Origin of the sequence: Fictibacillus nanhaiensis, from assembly GCF_049537595.1 — a bacterium.
Classification (GTDB): domain Bacteria; phylum Bacillota; class Bacilli; order Bacillales; family Fictibacillaceae; genus Fictibacillus; species Fictibacillus nanhaiensis_F.
This window is the reverse complement of record NZ_JBMULM010000007.1, coordinates 33,723-55,379: the sequence shown is the minus strand read 5'-3', so window position 1 is coordinate 55,379 and position 21,657 is coordinate 33,723. Positions and strand designations below refer to the sequence as shown.

The window sequence follows — 21,657 nt, the reverse complement described above, 5'->3', positions numbered from 1 at the left end:
TATTTCCCCCCAAGCTTTGTATGGAACCATATAAGGTACCTTTACCCTAATCAAATACTGTTTAAACCAGTCGTTTTAAAATAATTAAAGTAAAATCATCTCTTAGCTCAAAGCCTTGAAGGCGATCAAGCTCCTGAAATACATTTTCAACAATCTTTTGTGAGGGCAGATCCATATACTTTCGAATAAGAGCAACGACTTCTTCTCTTTCGATGAACCCTTTGCTTGTTCTGCACTCGGTTACTCCATCTGAAAGAAGAATAACCATGTCTCCCACTTCTATCATCTTTTCGTAGGGATGGTAGGTGGTTGTTCTGGATACACCGAGAACTAGACCTTTTGCGATCAAGTCTTGAAACTCGTCTTCCTTTGCGTGATAGAAAAAGCCTGGTTCATGACCAGCACCCGCATAGTAAAACTTATGATTTTCAGGTTCATAAACCCCATGAAACATCGTGATGAACATGTTGCTATGAACATTTTGTTCAACGACACGGTTTAAGTTCTCTAAAAGAAGATGAGGTTTCATCTGTTCTTCAGGTAAACTGTCCATCGCATATTTAATCATAGACATACAGAGTGCAGCGGGTATGCCTTTACCTATAATATCTGCTACAGCGACACTTAAACTGTTGCCGCTCTTAACAAAATTATAATAATCACCGTTCATTTTTTTAGCAGGAACACTCACTACACCGATGTCCAGCTGATCAAACTCTGGCACATCACTGAGCAGTAACGTCTGCTGCATACTTGCGGCAACTTCAATCTCTGATTCAAGCTGTTGTTGCTTATCACGCAAACTTTGATGCTCTCGATAAGCAAAACCGTAGCCGATCATCGCTTCGAGCAGAAAGTCAAAAGAATCTCTCATTTCTTCAGACATATCTGGAAACAGCTCGTCCATCACTTGAATGTGCAAACTGACAAGATCTTCTGGTGAAATCTGCTGTTCTAATAACTTTCTGCTGAATTGTTGCCCTTTGTAGAGGGTCGTCTCTGTTTTGGCTTTTAGATAGACCGATAATAAATCTTGATAACGTTCCGTTAGTGCGTCTTTTGCGGTCAAGAGCTCTCCTCCTAACGAAGCCATTTAGTAGCTGATATCTCCGTCCCCACATCTACAGTGGATTCGATTGAGAATTCATCCATTAATCGCTTCACGCCTGGTAATCCAGCTCCTAATCCGCCAGAAGTAGTATATCCATCTTCCATAACTTTTCGGATCTCTCGAATTCCAGGACCATTATCTAAGGCTACGATTCGTAGTCCTTTTCTTCCTAATTGATCGATTGGTTCGATGCAAATCTTTCCTCGTCCTGCGTAAAGATAGATGTTACGGGCGAGTTCAGAAATGGCTGTTGTTATTCTTGCTTGGTCAACGTTTCCGAAACCGAGCTCTTTAGCCATGTTTCTTCCGAGTTGACGGGCACTTACGATGTCCCACTCGTTGCGTACTTCCACACAGGATTGGATGTCCATAATCATCCCTCCAGTTCCAGACGCAATTTATCAAGCCCCTGTTCTAAGTCAAGTGCTGTCGAAACTTCCCTCATTGAAATTCCAAGGTCAATTAGAGTAATAGCAACTGCTGGTTGTATTCCTGTTAATACAACTTGAGCTCCCATTAATTTTGACATCCTTACTACATCTCCAAGAACTTTAGCTATAAAGGAGTCGATCATGTCTACTGACGTTAGGTCAATAACCACTCCTTTCGCACCTGTATCGTGAATTTTATTAAGCAAGTCTTCTTGAAATTGAAGAGCTGTCTGATCATCCATTTCAACTTGAATAGTGATCAATAAATATTCGTGCAATTTTAAAATAGGAATTCTCATTTTTTTACTCTCACTCCCTATTTATTGCTAATTAACTGCTGATTTGTGATTTCAAGAGCGTTTTCCATACCCTTTTGAAGCGTACTCTTCGTTGGGAACAAACTAAGATCGATTCCTAAGCTTACGATCGTCTGTGCAATTTCAGGACGTATTCCTACTAGGATACACGTAGAACCTAATAAACGCACGGCATCTGCTGCTTGAATAATATGATGAGCAACCATCGTATCAACGACAGGTACACCCGTAATATCGATTAGCACCACTTCCGAGCGATACTTGATCACACCGTTTAGAAGGTTTTCCATAATCAACTTTGCACGTTCCGTATCAATCGAACCGATAAGAGGCATAACACTAATATTTTTGAAGACTGGAATCAATGGAGCAGAAAGCTCTAATAATGCCGTCTTTTGTACAGAAACAGTTCTTTCCCATATTTGAGAGGAGTTTTCGACAACACGATTAAGAATTGGATCTAACCAGCGATCGATCTCGCGGTAAACAGCGGCTACCTTCTCTTTATCGTTTTCTGTCTCTACTAAAAGATTAAGAACAACGCGGCGTGCCGCTTGAAGTCCTTGCGTTAAATAACTTAATGGTAAACCTGTATGAAGAACTTGATCAAAAAAATCATCAAGTGTTCCGTCTTTAGAAATATCATGAAAATTAATGTGCTTGATTAACATAGAAAAAAACTGTTGGTCCGTTTCTTCACTAAACTTCAAAGTCGTTCCAACAAGTTCTTTTTCTTTAAAAAGCTTAACTTCTTTAAGCCAATTATTTTTTAGGGTTTCTTGATTTTCATTAATCATCTGTACAATCAAGTTGTCCAATTTTTCTTGCACCCCCACTACATGTAGTCTCAATTTCTATTATTTCACTTCTGAATATATTGTGCAATGTTTACTCTTTTACTAACTTTGGATATATAACCCAAGATTCCAATTATTAAACATGTATTTTTTTACATAATATTTAAATAGTATTCGTATACTTGTTACCATTATAAGGGGTTGATTCCTTGTTATGCGGCAGGATGCACCAATAGGCAACTTAAAACTGAAAAAGTCACTTCTACTCAAATTCCAAACACTAAACCCCTAAAACTCTCATGAATCCTTAGCGCTTGAAAGGCAAACAGTACCTGTTCTTCCAGTTTTCCTTAATTAGATCTGTTGATAAAATAAAAAACCGCCAGACATCCCCGTCAGACAGTTTCCTAAATGATGTTATAAAATTAGAAATCAACCAGACCAGTACTGATCTGCAATGCGTCGTCTACCCTGCGCATCATGTCTTCATCCAGTTGTGTTATTTTATCTGTTAATCTTTGCTTGTCAATCGTCCTGATCTGTTCAAGCAAAATAACTGAATCCCGTTCAAAGCCGTATTTTTTCGAATCTATTTCAACATGTGTTGGAAGTTTTGCTTTCTGTATTTGAGCTGTAATTGCTGCTACGATAACAGTAGGGCTAAAACGGTTCCCGATATCATTCTGAATGATCAGTACAGGCCGAATCCCACCCTGTTCTGATCCAACTACCGGTGAAAGATCTGCAAAGTAAACGTCTCCGCGTTTGACTATCAAGGACTACACCCCGCTAACTAAGCGGTCCAAGGTATGATCGGCTTCCTCCTCTAACATAAATGCTTCTGAAGCAATCGTTAGATTGATCTTAGCCATTTCCATGTAACCCTGTTTCATCTCATCACGAAACTGACGCTTATTCTTCCGCTCACGAAGAAACATCTCAGTAGCTTGATGGATGAATTCGCTGCGGTCCAAATTCTCTTTCTTTATGACGCGATCTACCTCACTTAATAATTTCTGAGGAAGACTAATCACTATTCGTTTTGTGTTCAATTCGGACACAACATACACCTCCAGCGCAAAGCTATACTACGATCAAATTCCTTTTAACCACATTTAATCTTATCACTTCAATAATCCATTTGCAAAGCGATTTCAAAGTATTTATTCTACAAAATTTTCAATAGTCCTTCTAATATTCTGCTAAAAATTTAGAATTACATTCATATTTTCTAAAATTCGACCCTTTTTCGTATAAACTCTCGGCACTCGAGCAGAAATGAGGCACGGAATTTCATAATTTATCGTTTCTGCGATACGTGCGATCTCATCCATTTCTATTCTTTCCGCTTCCTGACTTCCTATTAAAGTGGCAACTTCACCAACATCTAATCTCTTTGGAAGTCTGACCATGCATTGATCCATACAGATCCTTCCGATAATCGGCATCCGTTCTCCCTTTATAAGCACCGAGACTCCTGGGGATAATCTTCTTTGCCATCCGTCTGCATATCCGATCGGTAACGTGCCTATCCACTCTTCTTTTGTTGCTGTATAAGTAGCTCCATAACTTACAGTATCCCCAGGCATCAATTTTTTAACATGAATGAGTCGGGAGTGAAGACTGAACGCCTCTTCTATGGAAAAAGGCAAGTCTTGTTTTAATTCGCTAGATGGTGCTAAACCATACATACTGATTCCGAGTCTAACGAGATTGAAAGGTCCTTCAACTTTTCTGAGAGCTGCTGCGCTGTTGGCGCTGTGAATGAATGTCGGATTTAATCCCCATGATCGCAGTGAGTCTATATATTTAATAAACCTCTTTCTCTGTTTTTCAAAAAGCTCTGATTCCCATTCATCGGCAGTTGCAAAATGAGTAAACACCCCTTCTGCTTCGAAAACAGGAGCTTGTTTGATGAAGTGCGCCACTTCTTGCAGCTCACTTTCTTCTCTAAATCCAACCCGCCCCATACCGGTGTCGATCTTCAGGTGAATCTTTATTTGATGTTTTGTTTCTTTTACATACGATTGTGCCTCAATTAGCCATTCTTTTTGGAAGACTGTAAGGCTTATTTCATTTTCTGCCGCAAGATTAGCATATTCCGGACGTACACGGTTCATAACCAAAATCGGCGCCGTGATTCCTTGTTTACGCAAAGCTAATGCTTCATCAAGCATCGCAACAGCTAGCCACTCAGCTCCTGATTTCACAGCCTCTTCTGCCACTTGAAGTGCTCCATGTCCGTACCCGTTCGCTTTTACAACAGCCATAATTTTTTGTTCAGGGAGATGTCTCTTAAAAGATTTTATATTTTGACTGATCTTATCTAGGTCGATTTCCGCCCAAGTGTCTCGATAATAATGATGTTTATCCATGATGTTGGCCTCCCTGGTTTAGATTACTGCCTTCTATTTTACCCTCTTACCGTCATTTATGTAAGCATCCTATCGCTTCAATCCATAAATATGTGTTTGAAATCCAAAAGTTTTGAGAGTTTATCCACGAGTTTTCTTTCTCAATCCAAAAGTTTTGCCATTTTATCCACGAGTTTTCTTTCTCAATCCAAAAGTTTTGCCATTTTATCCACGAGTCTACAATCCTCGACATTTTACAGAGGCGCTAAATCCAACATACCCGCCATCAAAATTAAAACAGGCTAGCGTCTTCGCCAGCCTGTTCTATCAATCCCTATATATAATGTAGAAATTATTTAATCGCCTCTCCGCTCACTGAGCGTGCAATCGCCATCAACTCTTCCTGACCGAGATTATTAGAGACGAGCAAATAATCTACACCGTTAAAATTCCATGTGATCGATTGATCTGTCATCGCCCCAACGGTAAAGCCCAGATCAACGGGTTCTCCACTCGACATCGTTAGGCGCGAAGCTGTTTCTACAGCTGTGTTCTTCTGCTGCATCAATGTAAATGACTTATCTTCATCCGCATAGTTCAATACTACTTTAGAGTCATCTGCCCCTTGTGCCACTTCTCTTTCATTTACGATGTTTAAGTTCGCTGTATAAGTTGGATACAGCACTTCGAACTCTTCTCCAGCACCTGAGAACGTAGGAACCTCAAATTGAGCACTACTCATGTTCGACTCCATATCGAAAGAGTTCTTATCAAATTTTGCATTGAATTTAACTTTTGAGAAATCCAGTCTGACGAGCTCTTTTTGGTCTTGATCCATAATTCGTACTTGTTGCGGATCAAGATCTTTGTTTAATGTGATCTCTTGCTGGTAGAGGTTTTTGTTTTGATAATTTGTTTTTGTATGGAAGACATAGCTTTTCTCTTTTGATTTAAACCCTCTGTCCGTATCATTCAAAATGTCCGAGATGAGAGATTGGAACAAATAAACTTGACTGTTGTTCTCTGGCCAGTCGCTTTGGAAACGGAAACTTTTATTCAGAGCTGGCGTAAGAACGAAAACTCCATCTTTGTTGCGCAGTATCATCTGGCTTTGATCTTTTTCAGCATTTTTTAAGCTGACTCGGTAAAAATCAGGCTTCTTATGCCAAATCTCTAAATCATATGTCAGTGGCTTTTCTCCTGTGCTCAATGTCATCTTGGCTTCCGCTTTGTAACCTGTCATGGATTCCATTCTTTCTTCTAATGAATCCAAAACATCGTTCTGGCTTTGTGCACCACATGCTGACAGAACCAACACGATCATGAACGCCGTCAACATCATTGACAGTGTTTTCTTCATTTTTTGCCATCCCCTTTGTCCCAAAGTAATTTCGACATTGAAGGGGGACCAACTCTCTGCACCTTGCAAAGGACTACCCCTTCTACCGCATTACAATATATGAGACAACCCTGGACAATATGCAGACTAGCTTGACGAGCTTTCTAAAACCACTTGTGCGATCGCGTATTCTTTCGTATGAGTGATAGAAAGATGACATAAATATGGATAAGGGGAAGTAAGAAACGGTTTACCCTTTTCATCTGATTTAATCTCCATGTCCTGCCATGAAAGTTCAGCGCCGATTCCAACACCGAGTGCTTTGGCCATTGCTTCTTTTGCGGCAAAACGCCCTGCAAGATATTCAAATCTTCTGTTGCCGTTTAAAGAGGAAAATCTTTTTTGTTCGAACGGTGTTAAAACCCGCTCTGTAAATCGAGGCTGGTGAGTAACAACCTGTTTGATTCGTTTTAGCTCGATCATATCAATGCCTGTTCCTACAATCATTTATATAAGCTCCTTTACAGCTATATCTTTCGCCCCATCTACCATCACATGGTAAACTTAAGGAAGATGAATGAGTATGTTTTAAAACTTTGGCTGTCTTGTAAACTTTGTTGCTCTTGTATGAAGTTGATTTCCGCTTCAGGTGCTTCGCTTTCCGCGGGGCAGGTATTAACTCCATTCAACGAAAAAACAGCCTACACTTTATATAAAAAGGGTGATACTATTCCATGTTTATAAGAGATGAAAGCTTTCAGACCTTTATCAGGCGTTATCCTATTGTTACTTTTTTAGTAGCTGCACACATTATCGTGTTTCTTCTTATTAATTTTACCCCTTTTTCTACCTCTTTGTATCATTTTATGGTCGGGTCTAATTATTACATCACCGCTGGAGAGTACTGGCGTTTATTCACCCCCATTGTTACACATGAGGCTGCAGGTCATCTGATCTTTAACTCGTTCTCGCTTGTCTTGTTCGGTCCTGCACTCGAAGGGATCCTTGGGAAAGTAAGATTTATCATCGGGTATCTTGGCGCTGGTTTGATCGCAAATATTGCTACGTTACTCTTGCTGCCACTTTCTTACGCACATATTGGTGCTTCAGGAGCTATCTTCGGTTTGTTCGGGATCTACGTTTATATGCTGTATAACCATCGTCAATATATCGACCAAGCCAACACACAGATTCTTCTTGTTGTGTTAGGAATCAGTCTAGTAACCACGTTCATGAATGCAAGGATCAACGTGATGGGTCACCTGTTCGGATTGATTGGTGGTGCGGCTCTTGCACCAATCATTTTTGCTTCTCTTCATCGCAAGAAAAAAAGATGGTAAACAAAAAGCACCTCATCACGCTTGAGGTGCTTTCCCTATTTGAAGATGATCGATCAATACATCTTTTAATGAAGTTTCAAAATAGACAGGCCAATCCACGTCTAGTGCAGTCAGCTGCCTAGCGTGCTTCGGCTTTACGCCGATAATTTTTACGGGTTTTCCGTTCATATATTGAAGCATGCGGAACAGTTCGCTTAACTTCTGAACGCCACCTTCATCAATTTCTCCTGTAGCAGAGAGATCAAAGAAGATTTCCTCAAATTGCCCTTCATACGCCGCTTTAAGAGCGTTCCCTGTAACGGTAATCATCTTGGTCTCGTTCACATCACCAAACAGAGGAACAAACGCCATCTTTTCAGAGATCGGTATGAATGGTCCAGACAATTCATCGAGCCGTTTCACCGCATCTTCTAACGCTTCCTTCTTCTCAAATAGTTCAAAATCTGTAGAAGATAGTCGCAGCCTTAGCTCTAAAAGCTTATCTTCAAGCCCCTGAACATGCTTTCCGATCGGGATAAAAACAATGTGAGCAAATTCACCTTCCCAACAAACAGAGATATCACAAAGCAAGAAAGGGTGATTCCTAGCCTTTATATTTGCTTCAAACGTTTTTTCTCCATCAAAAGGCATCATATACTTCATTAATTTGTTATGACTTTCTTCATCAAAACAGTCCCGAATCGTTTCAGTCTGTAAGTCCAACAACTCAATGGCTTTTAAGGATCTATTAAGAATAACTCCCTGTTTGTCTATCTTTACGTATGGTACGGGTAGGACACTGCTCATTTGTAGGCGTTAATCCTCTCTTCTGTATATTCATCCAGCCACTTTTCTACCTGTGGGAGATTTTTGATAATGATTCCTTGCTTATTAACATATGGTTCTAGATCGTATTTATCAGTTAGCCTTCCGCCTACTAAAATATCAGGTTTATTCGGCAATGCAGCCAGTGCACGCACATAATTTTTTAGCACCGGTAGATTATAAACGATGGAGACGGATAACCCGATGACTTCAGGCTTCCATTGCAATGCTGATTTCAATGCATATTCTAACGGAAGACTTGCTCCATAATATTTTGTTTCCCAGCCTTTTTCTTCAAAAAGGCTATTAATCATCTTAATTCCAAGATAATGCTGTTCTCCCTGCAAGCACAAAAACATTGCTTTCTTTTTATGCGTTGTTTCATCTGCTGATACTTGAAACAGCCTAGAAAGAACAAAGTCACAAACTCCTGTTGCTAGATGTTCATCAGCGACGGAAATCTCATTATTCTCCCATAGGTCTCCAATCATATACATTGCAGGAGTAAACAGGTCTCGAAACAAAACCATTCGATTTTGGTCTGGCTGCTGTTTGATGAAACGCAATGCCTCAGCATGATTTCCTTCTAAGAACAGACGAGCCAACTTTTCAGCTTCTGAAATAGCCATGGATGTGACCTCTCCTTTTTCTAGTGTGATTCCACTTTACTGTAAAGAACATCATTCGCTTGTTTTATATATTGAATATAAATACCGACACGGGTATTTTCAAACGTTTGCTTTTCCTGTTCTTCTAACAAAACTTCTATTATAAAATCAAAGTTATCCATTAAAAGCTGTGTACTCATCCCAAACTTTTGTAAGATACCATCTAACCAGATTGCATAATCGATAAAGAACGTGCTATTATCAAGTTCATATGCCGTCTCTAAGTGCTTAAAATGATGATGGTTATCTTCTATACACTTCGCTCTCCCCTTGTCACCATATCTTTCGACAAGAGAAGGATCTTTTTGGTAAATTTTCTCTGTTACTCTTTCTACCATAACATTTATGTTAAATTCCGTCATTTGGCAACCACCTTATATTGCTTTACCGTGGGTATGACAGCTGCTAATTCTTGATCTGGATATTTCTTTTCAAGATCATGAATCTTCTTAAATTCCTCACTTCTTACCCACTTTAGATAAGCGTCTTTTGAAGTAAAAATAAGTTGAACGGTCAACTCGCCTGCACGCTTATCGTTCTGAAGCAATAAAAAATCAACAAAACCATCGGCGTTATCTACTGATCTAGAACGGTTTTTATATATATTTATAACTTCGTCTGCTTTTTCATTTGGAACATCGAACGTAGAAAAGACGGTATACATGAAACATCACCTCTTGGATGTATTTAAATCACAAAATGTTTATCTCATAAAAAATTCAATAAAGACTCTATTTTTCCTGCTAGCTATTTCGACTAACAACATCTTTTAAATTGAACCACCCATATTACAGGAAAAAAGTGTAGAAGTCGAATCTAAGTGAAAATATCTGGCAGAAAGAAAAGCATTTTAATTATCAAAAGTTTGATTTAATAAGCTTTTACCACAGAAAAAAGGATAGAACTCCCTTTTAGAGCTCTATCCTTTATTTTAGTAAAGATCAAACATATTCTCATCATGACTGGTCTGTTTTAGATAAGTGAACAGCTGCCCACGGTGATGATAGCTATGCGTCACGATTTCCACTAGCCATCTTGCTTGCGTAGCACCTTTCTCAGCATAAAACGCCTTCGTTTCTTTCTTAAGAAAATCTTCTTCGGAAAGAGATAAAAAATATGACTTTGTTAGATGATACCCTTCTTCTAATACATGAGTTAATTCTGTAACATTTTCTGCTGATAACTTCTTTTCAAGCTGACGAATTTCTTGCTCTGATTTTTCCTGTAAAATCGCTAAGTCGATATGTGGAATCTGAACCAAATGATTGGCTAGTTCTAAAAAAGAACGCATGTTTTCAACAGGTCGATAATCGTAAATAGAAGGATTTGCTTTTTTTAATAATCCATTAGTCGTTCGAACCACAACATACAATTCTTCGAGTAACGTCTCTGTTAAGGAAGCCGTTGCATTCATCTATTCTTTCCTCCTGGTATGTATATTGATTACCTGTATTATCTTCTTCGTCTCAGCCGTTTTTTCCTCCGTTTAATCCAGAAGCAATCTCCTGATGCACGGAGTTAACAATCAAAATATTTTCCGAGTGGTCTTCACAGATTAAAAGCATGTCGTAATAAGCACGAACAAATACTTCTACGATAAATGGATCATACATTTTTCCTGAATGATTCTCGATCTCTTTCTTTGCTTCCCAAGGCGTCATTCCCTGACGATATGCACGGTTACTCGTCATCGCATCAAAAGAATCAGCGACTGCTAAGATACGAGAATAGATCGGTATATCTCTTCCTTTTAAACCGTGTGGATAGCCTAGACCATCAAACCTTTCATGATGATGCAGAATACCTGTTAGAACTCGGTCCGAATATCCGAAAGATTTGGCTAGCATCATCCCATCAACAGGATGTTTTTTCATAATTTCGTACTCTTCTTGAGTTAGTTTTCCGTTTTTTAACAAAACAGCATCTGGTGTTGAGATCTTCCCGATATCATGAATGAGAGCTGTCAACTCAAGCTCTTCTCGTTCTACATTTTTGAATTGGCCATGTTTAGCAAGAATCATGGCATAAAGTGCCACTCGCTTTGAATGTCCTTGTGTATAAACGTCTTTCGCTTCAACTGCTAACGAGAATGCTTTCACACCTTGCTGAATCGCTTCTTTTTCTGTAACTGATCGATAAACAATTCTCTGCGCCATGAACAAAAGGGAACAGAAAATCACATAAATTGAGATAAATGCTACATAGTCTTTCAATGGTTCGTTCGATAGCAGGAGGTAGGATGCTAATCCACCTATGCTTGAAACATAATAAAGCCGCTTATCATTTAAAAGAAGAGCAGATACAGGCAAAAAGAAGTATGCAGCCTGCACGATCGGATATGTAACGAAAAAGTAGGAAATAGAAACGATATAGATGCTGCACAAAACAAAAGTCAATTTTGTATATTGTTCTTGTATACGGTTGACTCCCCAAGCAGGAAGAAAACCAATTAAAAATAAAAAAATAAAGATGTAGAAACTTTCTAATGGTTCTATAAAAAAATGATGGAGAGCCTGTATGAAGGCACTCCCCACAATAAATAGCTGAGCTAGCTGTATATTACGTATCATGAATGAAACTCCAATTGTCGAATTTTGTAATTTAATGTAATTATATACTATAAAAACTTTTTATCCTATAGTTTGATGGAATTTAAAAGATGTTTGCATAGCTCACTCTATTTTTAACAAAAAAAAAACCGCCTATTGACGGTTTTATTTCACATAACTGCGTGCAACTTGTCTCATTTTTTTATGTTTGTGTTTTTGACTTCTCATTCTTAAGATCACAAGGAATGCGAGCAAGAGCAGCAGTCCACTATAAAGAAAGATACCTGCCTTCACAACAGATTGCATGAACGTCGAATCTACGGTTTCAACTGATTTATTATCGACCGTTGCGGAAGCTTCTTTTTCCTTTTCCTTCTCTTTAAACAATGTATGTGAGAGTAACACATGTCCCGAAGAATCTTTTAGTTGAAGCTCTCCATCTGAACTCACTTCTTGAACCGGTTCTTCTCCTTTTGGCAAAGTAACGGCCAAATCTTCTTTTAGCGGATAAGTCTTTCCGTTTAACGCTTCTATCTTTGTACCAGCAGACAATGTTTGTCTTTCAAAGTTCGCAAATCCATAATCTCCAAGTGCCATCGTATCCCAATAAGCTGTTCGACTTGTAGGAGCTTTCATTGTTACGATGATCACATCCAAATTATCGCGCGAAACTGCCGTAACTAAAGTGTGTTTAGATTCATCTACATATCCATTCTTCACACCAATCGTACCAGGATAATCCCACAAGAGCTGATGGTGATTTCTTAACGTTGTCTCCCAGCCTTCTCCGACCCAAGGCAACTCTTTCGTTGATACGATTTCTCGAAATTCTTCATTTCGCATCGCGTATTGAGTAATCTTCGCCATATCTTCGGCTGTTGTATAATGTTCTTCATCAAAAAGTCCGTTCGGATTAACAAAATGAGTGTTGTCTGCTCCCACTTTTTTTGCAAACTCGTTCATTTGGTCTGCGAATGTATCTACATCACCTGCCAAATATTCTGCAATCGCAACAGCTGCATCATTACCAGAGTTGATCAAAAGGCCTTGAACAAGCTTTTTCAAAGGCACTTGCTCGTCTTCCATCAAGTAGACACGCGTCCCCTCAGCTCTCACAGCGTCACTGCTCACGACAACAGAATCATCCAACTTGCCTGATTCTATAGCCAGAATCCCTGTAATGATTTTCGTAATACTTGCTGGATACATTTGTTCTGAGCTATTTTTTTGATATAAAATATCCCCTGTTTTCGCATCAATCATTACAGCGCTTTCGCTTTTAATTTCTGGTGTGTTCTCCCCCGTCGCTTGAACAAACTGTGTGTTTACAAGCATAACCAGTGAAAAAACAAGAATTAGGCTAAGTTTTTTCATTTATTTCCGCTCCCGTTAGTCATTTAATCTTCATATCTCTTCGCTGTTAGTTTCGGTTCTTTTATGGTTGAAATCAAAATGAAATCTAGTAATATTCGCCATAAAAAAACAGGCGTTTTATCAATTACTACCGTTCGACAAAATCCGCCTGTTTCCTTTTATATATCGTTCATATTTTTAATTCTTTTAGTCAAAATGTTTTCTGCTTTTCTTTCCTCTTAATAAATCTCCCGTCCACCCTTTCATTTTTAACCAGATATAAACACCTATTGTAGAACCAACAATTAATAGCATGGCATAAAGATAACCAAGCTTCCAATCAAGCTCAGGCATGTTCTTAAAGTTCATACCCCAGATCGCACCGAGGCCCATTGCAGGAGTGAAAATGACTGTAAATACGGTCAAAGTCTTCATGATTTCATTTCCCCGATGTGAGGAAAGAACTTCCTCCAGGTTTAACAAAGTATCGATATCCTGTCTGTAATGGGAGAGGAGCGAAGTTGTTCGGTGGATTCTAGTTTCAATTCGCTTATATGCACGTGTTTCCGTGATTTCATCTAGAAAAGCTTCCTTAATGGCCATCTGCGTTTCATGAACCGGAAGTGTTAAGTCACTCCAGTTGATCAGCTCGATCCGTCGATCATAGATACTGTTTAATAAATTCGTATGATTATTTCTTTGGACATCACGTTGAAGCTCCTTGAGCTTCACTTCTAATGAATCAATACCATCCAAGAAATAATTGATTAGTTCACCGAGTAATATGATAAAGCCTTCTACAGGTGTCTTTTCTTCCAAAATTAAATGATCACAAGCTTCACGGTTTTCCCCTTGGATACGTGCAAGATCTAATCCGACTGTGATTAAAGATTTCGGACGTATATAAAAGTGAAACACTTCAAAATCAGATTGATTCTCCGGATCTTGTTTATACGTAAGCGATCCGCGAACAATTTGATCACCGTCACTGTCTCTTTCAATTCTTAAGTAGTTAACCTTATCTTCTTTAATGTTACTCAGCCAATTTTTGCAGCCTTTCGTATCTGCAATCAAGTCATGAATTGTTTCTTCGTGGCATTCATGACGATGCCACTTCCAACCATAGACACTTGTTTCTTCCATAGAATTATCCATCCTTTATATAATGATCGTGTCAGATAACGTTATATTCTTTTGCACCCTGTTTTCTTAACCATTTTAATAAGAATTGCATGATATCTGGTTGACTCTGATAATCTTTATGCTTGGAATAAATCCAGATGTAACCCTTCTTTTCTGTTTCCTGTACCTTTAATAAAGCGATTGCCACCATTTTGTGTTCTTCTTCAACGATCACAACGGCAGTATCATTACGATCCTCTAAATATGAAGAGAGTTTCTTCTGATATTCCGGAACGTCACTACACCATTCCAACAAACGGTTAAGATCTTCCTTTTCTGCGAATATCGGTTTCACTGCCATCCTCCTCAATTAGAGTTCCCTTATAAAAATAGGAACAAACCCTAGATTATTTTTTCTGATGGAGATAAATAGCTTTGTAAAAGCTCTCGGTCTTCTGGAAAGGATAAGGTTAGCGTCTCTAACTCTTTCAAGGATACCCACCTTATATCGTGAATTAAACCATCCGGATCTTGGATGACAGAAGAACCGCTCACCAACTCTGTTAAGAAATAGTGGACTTTAAAATGAATGTTCTGTGAGATTCCTTCTTTAATATGTAGTTTTTCATTAACCTTTACGACATAACCTGTTTCTTCCCACACTTCACGCATGCCGCATTCTTCAAGACTCTCATTGCCCTCTCTGCCTCCAGAAGGAATACTCCACTTCTTTTCCTCATCGGCAGTTCCTTGTAGAACCATTAATAATTTCCCCTCGTTCACACAAATACAGCTGGCGCCTTCCCACTTCATTAGCCATTCCCCCTTTACAGCTATTTTCTGGACATGAAAAAAAAGTCCTGCACTTAAGGCACAGGACTTTTCTACAATTAAATGACTTTAAATTTTAAAGCTAGATGACTTGTGTTTGATCGGCAACTTTTTGAGTATTCACGATTCTGCATTTACAATGATCCCACGTGTAAAGCGTTTTACTGTTTTGTTCTAATAAAGAAAGAGAATCATCCGTACATTCTACGATCTTTGAATGAGGAATATCATGCTCCTTTTGTTCACCAGTCTTCATATCAATGTATACGATTCGTTCGCTCTTTCCCGTTGCAAGATCCAATTCGTAGACTAAAAGCTGATCGTCTACTTGATATAGAGCACGTGGGGAAATGGATAGCTTGTATTCTGTAACCACTTTATCTTTGTCATTCATCACCATGATCTTCTTTGGATCTCCGTTAAGAACCGGCGCTCCTGAAACGTATACAAGACCTTCATGACATAAAATATCAGTAGGTGCCATGTTGCTTCCTAGATTTATACGCTTTTTCTTATCGTTGCGGATGATGTAGAGAACCGCCTGATCTTCTTCAACAATATATGAAGAAATATAGAGGACATCTTGGTTCATCTCAACTTCCCAAAGAAACCCATTCACTTTCCACTCTTTTACTAATTCTGGTTCATCTTTAGAAAAAATTAAGACTGAGCCTTTTGAACCATCACCCTCACAAGCGACTACAACACTCGATTCGAATTCGTAAAAATTGGGTTGTCCCTTAATAACCTGAGATTTTAAACAGCCGTTTTTATGGTCAAAGATGAAGAGCTTGTGGTCTCTTGACTGATCATCTACCTTTTTGGAGAACCAGTAATTCTTCTGTTTGTCCATGAATACTTCGGAGTAGGCAAAATCGCCTTCCTCATTTCTTACTATACTTCCGGCCACTTCAGGATCACGTGAGACATACAGCGATTGATTCTTCTCTGCAGTTCGTGATGATAATTGATACATTTTAGCCATAGTACTCTCTCCCTTCAAATTTGACGCCGGCTCCGTGCTGACATAGGATTTATGTAAAACGTTCTTTTCAAAATTATCAATTTCTAGCAAAAACTTTGTATTTTCTGTTATATTTATCTTATCAGACATTCCATTTATTCTGTATTGGGAAAAATAGTAGGATAGATACTTGTTTAGTGGGGGTTCTGCATGACAATTTTCCCAAGTTCTGAAAGGGGGATTTTATGGTCGGTCAACGAATAAGATATTATAGAAAAACCAAAGGCCTAACCCAGGAAGAACTGGCACAGGGAATTTGCTCTGTTTCCTACTTGAGTAAGATTGAGAAAGGGGACGCCAAATCAAGCGAAGAAGTCATTAATCTGCTTTGTGAACGTCTAGGTATTTCGCCGGAGGAAGTAGACGAAAGTAAGATTCTTGAGATGTTGAATGAGTGGAATATGATGATGTCCGATCGCATGTTTAAAGAGGCAGAAGAATATTACCCATTAATTTCTGAAAAAATGATTACAGTTACTGATCCAAGTCTTCGGTTAAGATTTGAATTATTTCACTCTAGATACTTAATGGTACTTGAACCTCCTCTTTTAGATGAAACAAAATTAAAACTCGACAGCATTTCAGGATTATTTGATCATCTTTCAAATGATTTAAAGTTTTATTATTATATGTTCTGGGGAATGTACCATAATTTCAATAAAAAGTATAATGAAGCTCTTAAATATCTTCATCAAGCAGAAAAACAGTTTAATCAAACTTCCAATATAAAAGATTCTGAAGCTGCTGTAATATATTATCTCCTAGCTTTAACATATAACTTCTTAATGAGGATTACATCTGTTACGACTTATTCTTATAAAGCTCTTACAATTTTTGATAGAGAGTATAATTATAGTAGAAGTGCAGATTGTCAGATTTTACTTGGTATAAGCTATCGACGTGCTAAACACTATGACTTAGCAGAATTTCATTTAAAGCAGGCACTAAAATACTCCACAACGTTTAATGATGATACCTTAAGTGGAATTATATACCATAATTTAGGATACGTTGCATGCTGTGAAATGGATCATTTGAAGGCAATTAATAGATTAGAAAAAAGCTTAAATCATAAAGAAAGTCAAAATCCACAGAACATAGCAAATACAATATATCTTTTAGCAGTGGAACACTATGAACTAGGTAAATATGATAAAGCTAAAAACTTAGTTCAAAAGGGCTTACAATATATAGATGAAAAACATGAAATTTACTACCATTTGATAATAGTTAGATTTAAGATTAACAAGATTAACAATGACGAGTTTGTCCAATACTTACGCAAAAAAGCAATACCTTTTTTTGAACAAAAAGGTATTTGGGAGTATGTAGCCACTTATTCTGAACTGTTAGCAGATATCTACTTTGAACAAAGTCATTATAAAAAAGCTAGTGAATACTATCGAGTTGCGAATAATGCAAGGAAGAATATATTTTAATAGGAGGGTAGATTACAAATGAAAAAAATGGGATATTTATTATTTATTGTAGGTTTTTGTGGCATTACTATTTTTGGCATTAATAATCATTCAGCCGTTGATAATAGCCCTGGGATTAAAAAAATAGCTGTTGATAATAGTCCTGGTATTAAAAGTTTAAAACTCACAGGTGTTGACAATAGCCCTGGCATTAAAAGTTTAAAACTTACAGGTGTTGACAATAGTCCTGGTATTAAAAGTTTAAAACTTACAGGCGTTGATAATAGTCCTGGTATAAAATCTCTTACGATGCGCTCATAATAAAAAACCCAGTCTATAGACTGGGTTTTTTATGCCCTGATCAACACCTTCGTCCCAATAGGCACAATCTGCGATAATTCTAAAACATGATTATTTTGCATCCGCACACATCCCTTGGATACGTTTTTGCCGATGGATGATGGTGTATCTGTGCCATGTATGCCGTAATGTGGACGTGAGAGTCCCATCCACATGACTCCAAACGGTCCGCCTGGATTCGGTGCTTTATTGATTATGGTATAGGTTCCGGTCGGTGTAGGTGTTAGCATTTTCCCGACACCTATCGGATAGCGTTTGATTACTCTCCCATCTTTTACGAGGGCTAGTCTTTTTCTTGTTGTTGAAATATAGATCTCATAAGGCATCATCATACCTCCCGCTTTAGCTTATGCAGGACAAATTGGAAATGACTCTATTTCGATGCCTTAAAGCATTGTTCACTATGTGAGGCTTGTATTCTCCCTGTAGCTTCTAAAAAGCTTTCTGCCGTTGTTAAACCTACGTGCTTGAATGTCTTTCTCAACACTTTTTGTTTTTCCTCTGTTTCCGGTGGCAGTTGTTTTAAAAACGCTTCGAAACTGCCAAACTTCTTTACAAGTTCGTGGACTCTCTTTGCGTTTTCAATCGTCGCTTCAATCTTTTTTCTATGCCTAACGATCCCAGCATCCTCTAGTAAACCTTCGACCTCTTTTTCACCAAACTGCATGACCTTTTCTATCTCAAACTGTGAAAACGCATTTCTAAAGTTCTCTCTTTTGTGAAGAATGGTCTTCCAGCTTAAACCAGATTGAAATAGTTCTAGTGTTAAACACTCGAACAATGCATTGTCTCCCGCTACATACTGACCCCATTCGTTATCATGATACTGTTGCAGCATCTCACTTTCTTCACTCCACTTGCATCGGTTCATCTGACATACTCCTTTTAAAAAAATAAAAAGCGCAGCCTGGCTGCACTTTTGTTATTGAGTTGCACGCATTTCTGAAAATGGATAGATGACGACTTCTGAACGTCCCTCAATTGCTTTCGTTTCGATCAAACCTAATCCGTTTCGTGAATCCATACTATTAAGACGGTTGTCCCCCATTACGAAAACTTTCCCTTTTGGAACTTTAAGTGGTCCAAAGTCTTCTGTAAGATACACCCCTAAACTTTTCGCTTCCGATTTGTTTTCCTGTAGATAAGATTCTTTCACTTTTTTATTATTAACATAGAGGTCGTCACTCTTCATTTGAATAATGTCCCCTTCTAAACCTATCACTCGTTTTACATACCGCTTATCGTCACCTTTAATAATTACGATATCGCCTTTTTGTGGCTCAGAAAACGCATAAACGATTTTATTAACATAAAGTTTTTCTTGATCATGAAGAGTAGGTGACATAGATGCACCTTCTACCATATATGGAGCAAAGAAATAGGCTTTTGTGATAAATACAAAGACTAAAGCGAAGCCGATCGCTTTTAGCCAGCTTACCCATTCATTTTTTTGCTTTGTTTCTTTTTCTTGTTCTATCATATCTTCATTCACCTCGGCGCAACGATTTCAATTTTTAATCGATCTGGATCTTCAAAGAATAAAGCATAATGATTTTCTCCACCTGCAAAAGGAAACTTGTCCTCGTATAAAAAGGAAATATTTTTCTTCTTTAATTGTACACGAAGGTGCTCTATTTGCGCACGTGATTTAGCCCAAAAGGCCAGGTGATTAAGTCCTGAACGCTTTCGGTGAAAAGGTATATCCTTATATAATTCTTCTGTTTGTACAAAAACAAGATACGAAGATTCTATTTTATAGCTAAAACCTTTTTCCCACTCTTGAAAAAGAGAAAAGCCTAACTCTGGCAGTAGCCATTCATAAAACCCCTTCGTTTTCCTTAGATTTTGTACGTTCATTTCGATATGATGAAAGCCTTGTGTTGATGTCATGATTTCTCCTATTTACCCTCTACTTAAAAAAAGGTACTCTATCACTTTTAATCTTTCGTGAAATAGCCTACAATGGTAAAGATTTCCGTTTCACTACAGGAGGGTTATACATATGAACGCTAAAACAAAACACGCAGCAATCTTCCTGGCTATTTCTTTGCTTTGGTTGAAAACATATATTGTTTATAAAGTTTCATTTACGCTGCCTATCGATCATTTCCTGCAAGAAATTTTATTATTTTTAAATCCTTTAAGTTTTCTCGTACTCTATTTTTGTTTAGCTAACCTTGCTTCACCTGCTAAAAGAAGACGAATCATCTTATGGCTTTCCTTTATTTATAGCTTTATCTTGTATGCGAACGTCGTCTATTATCGATTCTTTACCGATTTCCTTACGATCCCAGTATTGTTTCAAACAAAGAATGTTGGTGATATCGGGAACAGTGTTTATGAACTGATCTATATCACAGACATTTTCTTTTTTGTTGATTTGTTTTTACTGGCTTATCTATTAAAACAGACGAGATGGAAGTCTGATCATCTATTAAAACCCGTGGACCGGAAAAAATTATTTTTATGCGGTATTGCTATTTTATCTGTTCATTTAATCCTTGCAGAAATAAACCGGCCTCAGCTTTTAACTCGTACTTTTGACAGAGAAATTCTTGTGAAGAGCTTAGGAACCTTCAATTACCATCTCTACGACATCATGCTTCAATCAAAGTCTTCTATGCAAAAAGCACTAGCAAGCAACATGGATGCAGAGGAAATTCTCCGGAATGTAAAAAAAGAAACCGTTAATAATCCTGAGCTCTATGGGATTGCCAAAGGAAAAAACTTAATCATGGTATCTCTCGAATCTACTCAAAATTTTGTACTGAATTACGAAATTAACGGTGAAGAAGTGACCCCTTTTTTAAACGAACTTGCTAAATCTAGCTATTATTTTAATAACTTCTATCATCAAACAGGTCAGGGAAAGACATCCGATTCTGAGTTTTTAATCGATAATTCCTTGTATCCACTGCCAAGGGGTGCAGTTTTTCAAACCCATCCATTGAACGAATACAACGCGATGCCTGAAATCTTAAAATCAAACGGTTATTATTCAGCCGTTTTTCACGGTAACAATAAAAGCTTTTGGAACCGGGATGTTATCTATAAAACAATGGGCTATGACAAGTTTTATAGTGAGGAATATTATAACGTTACGAACGAAAACTCGATAAACTATGGACTTAAAGATATACCTTTCTTTGAGCAATCCACGCCATATTTAAAGAAGCTTCCTCAGCCTTTCTATGCTCGATTTATTACCTTGACGAACCATCATCCTTATTTGATCAATGAAAAGGAACAGTGGATCGAGCCCTACCCTGTAGAAGATGGAACGGTTAGCCGCTATTTTACAACCGTTCGTTACGCGGACGAAGCATTGCGCCAGTTTTTTGAAGAACTGAAGAGCTCTGGATTATATGAGAATTCAGTGGTCGTCGTATACGGAGACCATTACGGGATATCAGAACGCCATCAAGAAGCGATGGCAGATGTATTGAGCAAAGCAACGCTTACTGCTTACAATCAAGTGGAGCTGCAGCAAGTACCCTTATTCGTTCATGTCCCAGGAAAAAAAGGCAAGCAGATTGATACGGTCGGTGGACAGATCGATCTAAAGCCTACGCTGCTTCATTTGCTCGGAATTGAATCAAAGGATGACGTTCATTTTGGAACGGATCTATTTTCAAAAGAACATCATGAATTAACCGTTCTCCGTAACGGCTCATTCGTCACAGAAGACTATATTTATACAAATGAGACGTGTTATGTAAAACCTTTCGGAGCACCTGTAGAAGAGGAAAAATGTAAGCCTTATATCGAACAGGCAAAAGAGGAACTCGATCAATCAGATCGAATCATCTATGGTGATTTGCTGCGATTTTTAAAATAAT

28 protein-coding genes are annotated in these 21,657 nt (G+C 38.1%); 4 read left to right on the top strand and 24 right to left on the bottom strand.

Going from position 1 to position 21,657, the window contains the following annotated elements; genetic code table 11:
* Positions 1–61: 61 nt before the first annotated feature.
* From ACOZ9X_RS19995 to acpS, 9 genes are all read right to left on the bottom strand, one after another.
* Positions 62–1,069, bottom strand: a complete 1,008-nt coding sequence (locus ACOZ9X_RS19995) for a PP2C family protein-serine/threonine phosphatase (RefSeq protein ID WP_423419715.1) — start codon at positions 1,067–1,069, stop codon at positions 62–64.
* A gap of 11 nt (positions 1,070–1,080) precedes the next feature.
* Positions 1,081–1,482 carry an anti-sigma regulatory factor gene (locus ACOZ9X_RS19990; protein WP_066285716.1) on the bottom strand — a complete coding sequence of 134 codons (402 nt, stop codon included), beginning with the start codon at positions 1,480–1,482 and terminating at the stop codon, positions 1,081–1,083.
* A gap of 2 nt (positions 1,483–1,484) precedes the next feature.
* Entirely contained in the window at positions 1,485–1,841 is a 357-nt protein-coding gene (locus ACOZ9X_RS19985; RefSeq protein ID WP_066239455.1) for an STAS domain-containing protein, read from the bottom strand.
* Between the two features lie 17 nt (positions 1,842–1,858).
* On the bottom strand, positions 1,859–2,677 hold the full coding sequence (locus ACOZ9X_RS19980) for an STAS domain-containing protein (protein ID WP_286166508.1): 819 nt from the start codon (positions 2,675–2,677) through the stop codon (positions 1,859–1,861).
* Positions 2,678–3,081: 404 nt separating this feature from the next.
* Entirely contained in the window at positions 3,082–3,432 is a 351-nt protein-coding gene (locus ACOZ9X_RS19975; RefSeq protein WP_066239453.1) for a type II toxin-antitoxin system PemK/MazF family toxin, read from the bottom strand.
* A 3-nt stretch (positions 3,433–3,435) separates the two neighbouring features.
* Entirely contained in the window at positions 3,436–3,717 is a 282-nt protein-coding gene (locus ACOZ9X_RS19970) for a CopG family ribbon-helix-helix protein (protein ID WP_066390801.1), read from the bottom strand.
* Between the two features lie 141 nt (positions 3,718–3,858).
* Complete coding sequence (gene alr, locus ACOZ9X_RS19965) at positions 3,859–5,031, bottom strand: alanine racemase (RefSeq protein ID WP_423419714.1); 1,173 nt, start codon at positions 5,029–5,031, stop codon at positions 3,859–3,861.
* A 331-nt stretch (positions 5,032–5,362) separates the two neighbouring features.
* Positions 5,363–6,370, bottom strand: a complete 1,008-nt coding sequence (locus ACOZ9X_RS19960; RefSeq protein ID WP_423419713.1) for a LolA family protein — start codon at positions 6,368–6,370, stop codon at positions 5,363–5,365.
* Positions 6,371–6,496: 126 nt separating this feature from the next.
* Positions 6,497–6,856 carry a holo-ACP synthase gene (gene acpS / locus ACOZ9X_RS19955; protein ID WP_423419712.1) on the bottom strand — a complete coding sequence of 120 codons (360 nt, stop codon included), beginning with the start codon at positions 6,854–6,856 and terminating at the stop codon, positions 6,497–6,499.
* A gap of 227 nt (positions 6,857–7,083) precedes the next feature.
* Between acpS and ACOZ9X_RS19950 the strand changes: the two genes are divergently transcribed.
* Complete coding sequence (locus ACOZ9X_RS19950) at positions 7,084–7,689, top strand: rhomboid family intramembrane serine protease (RefSeq protein WP_137792097.1); 606 nt, start codon at positions 7,084–7,086, stop codon at positions 7,687–7,689.
* Between the two features lie 15 nt (positions 7,690–7,704).
* Here the strand turns inward: ACOZ9X_RS19950 and ACOZ9X_RS19945 are convergent, their stop codons facing one another.
* The 11 genes from ACOZ9X_RS19945 to ACOZ9X_RS19895 all read right to left on the bottom strand — a co-directional run bounded on the left by ACOZ9X_RS19945 (position 7,705) and on the right by ACOZ9X_RS19895 (position 16,001).
* A complete protein-coding gene (locus ACOZ9X_RS19945) occupies positions 7,705–8,475 on the bottom strand; it encodes an STAS domain-containing protein (protein WP_423419711.1) in 771 nt (256 codons plus the stop codon).
* Positions 8,472–9,122, bottom strand: a complete 651-nt coding sequence (locus ACOZ9X_RS19940) for a cobalamin B12-binding domain-containing protein (protein WP_423419710.1) — start codon at positions 9,120–9,122, stop codon at positions 8,472–8,474. Before ACOZ9X_RS19940 ends, ACOZ9X_RS19945 begins: the two co-directional genes overlap by 4 nt.
* Before the next feature lie 20 nt (positions 9,123–9,142).
* Positions 9,143–9,523 carry a hypothetical protein gene (locus tag ACOZ9X_RS19935; protein ID WP_423419709.1) on the bottom strand — a complete coding sequence of 127 codons (381 nt, stop codon included), beginning with the start codon at positions 9,521–9,523 and terminating at the stop codon, positions 9,143–9,145.
* Complete coding sequence (locus ACOZ9X_RS19930; RefSeq protein WP_423419708.1) at positions 9,520–9,825, bottom strand: antibiotic biosynthesis monooxygenase family protein; 306 nt, start codon at positions 9,823–9,825, stop codon at positions 9,520–9,522. The genes ACOZ9X_RS19935 and ACOZ9X_RS19930 overlap by 4 nt, the downstream gene beginning before the upstream one ends.
* Before the next feature lie 267 nt (positions 9,826–10,092).
* The gene (locus ACOZ9X_RS19925) at positions 10,093–10,575 is read right to left on the bottom strand and encodes a DinB family protein (RefSeq protein WP_423419707.1); all 483 of its coding nucleotides are present in this window, start codon (positions 10,573–10,575) and stop codon (positions 10,093–10,095) included.
* Positions 10,576–10,627: 52 nt separating this feature from the next.
* Entirely contained in the window at positions 10,628–11,731 is a 1,104-nt protein-coding gene (locus ACOZ9X_RS19920) for an HD-GYP domain-containing protein (RefSeq protein ID WP_423419706.1), read from the bottom strand.
* A 144-nt stretch (positions 11,732–11,875) separates the two neighbouring features.
* Complete coding sequence (locus tag ACOZ9X_RS19915) at positions 11,876–13,084, bottom strand: D-alanyl-D-alanine carboxypeptidase family protein (protein WP_423419705.1); 1,209 nt, start codon at positions 13,082–13,084, stop codon at positions 11,876–11,878.
* A gap of 186 nt (positions 13,085–13,270) precedes the next feature.
* Positions 13,271–14,206 carry a magnesium transporter CorA family protein gene (locus ACOZ9X_RS19910; RefSeq protein WP_423419704.1) on the bottom strand — a complete coding sequence of 312 codons (936 nt, stop codon included), beginning with the start codon at positions 14,204–14,206 and terminating at the stop codon, positions 13,271–13,273.
* A 31-nt stretch (positions 14,207–14,237) separates the two neighbouring features.
* A complete protein-coding gene (locus ACOZ9X_RS19905; protein WP_423419703.1) occupies positions 14,238–14,540 on the bottom strand; it encodes a GNAT family N-acetyltransferase in 303 nt (100 codons plus the stop codon).
* A 47-nt stretch (positions 14,541–14,587) separates the two neighbouring features.
* Entirely contained in the window at positions 14,588–14,998 is a 411-nt protein-coding gene (locus ACOZ9X_RS19900; protein WP_423419702.1) for an NUDIX hydrolase, read from the bottom strand.
* 100 nt (positions 14,999–15,098) lie between these two features.
* Positions 15,099–16,001: a hypothetical protein gene (locus ACOZ9X_RS19895; RefSeq protein ID WP_423419701.1), complete on the bottom strand. Its 903-nt coding sequence runs from the start codon at positions 15,999–16,001 to the stop codon at positions 15,099–15,101.
* A gap of 224 nt (positions 16,002–16,225) precedes the next feature.
* Between ACOZ9X_RS19895 and ACOZ9X_RS19890 the strand changes: the two genes are divergently transcribed.
* Positions 16,226–17,479 (top strand): tetratricopeptide repeat protein, encoded by a 1,254-nt coding sequence (locus tag ACOZ9X_RS19890; protein WP_423419700.1) that lies wholly within the window; start codon positions 16,226–16,228, stop codon positions 17,477–17,479.
* 18 nt (positions 17,480–17,497) lie between these two features.
* Positions 17,498–17,779 (top strand): hypothetical protein, encoded by a 282-nt coding sequence (locus ACOZ9X_RS19885; RefSeq protein ID WP_423419699.1) that lies wholly within the window; start codon positions 17,498–17,500, stop codon positions 17,777–17,779.
* 29 nt (positions 17,780–17,808) lie between these two features.
* Here ACOZ9X_RS19885 and ACOZ9X_RS19880 read toward each other — a convergent pair whose 3' ends face one another.
* Genes ACOZ9X_RS19880 through ACOZ9X_RS19865 form a run of 4 tightly spaced genes read right to left on the bottom strand, consistent with a single transcriptional unit; the run spans position 17,809 to position 19,708 of the window.
* Positions 17,809–18,144 carry a L,D-transpeptidase gene (locus tag ACOZ9X_RS19880; RefSeq protein ID WP_423419719.1) on the bottom strand — a complete coding sequence of 112 codons (336 nt, stop codon included), beginning with the start codon at positions 18,142–18,144 and terminating at the stop codon, positions 17,809–17,811.
* A 47-nt stretch (positions 18,145–18,191) separates the two neighbouring features.
* The gene (locus tag ACOZ9X_RS19875; protein ID WP_423419698.1) at positions 18,192–18,689 is read right to left on the bottom strand and encodes a DNA-3-methyladenine glycosylase I; all 498 of its coding nucleotides are present in this window, start codon (positions 18,687–18,689) and stop codon (positions 18,192–18,194) included.
* Positions 18,690–18,740: 51 nt separating this feature from the next.
* On the bottom strand, positions 18,741–19,298 hold the full coding sequence (gene lepB / locus ACOZ9X_RS19870; protein WP_137792112.1) for a signal peptidase I: 558 nt from the start codon (positions 19,296–19,298) through the stop codon (positions 18,741–18,743).
* 8 nt (positions 19,299–19,306) lie between these two features.
* On the bottom strand, positions 19,307–19,708 hold the full coding sequence (locus ACOZ9X_RS19865; protein WP_423419697.1) for a VOC family protein: 402 nt from the start codon (positions 19,706–19,708) through the stop codon (positions 19,307–19,309).
* Between the two features lie 112 nt (positions 19,709–19,820).
* On the opposite strand from ACOZ9X_RS19865, the gene ACOZ9X_RS19860 reads away from it, so the two are divergent.
* Positions 19,821–21,656: an LTA synthase family protein gene (locus ACOZ9X_RS19860; RefSeq protein WP_423419696.1), complete on the top strand. Its 1,836-nt coding sequence runs from the start codon at positions 19,821–19,823 to the stop codon at positions 21,654–21,656.
* Position 21,657 lies beyond the last annotated feature (1 nt).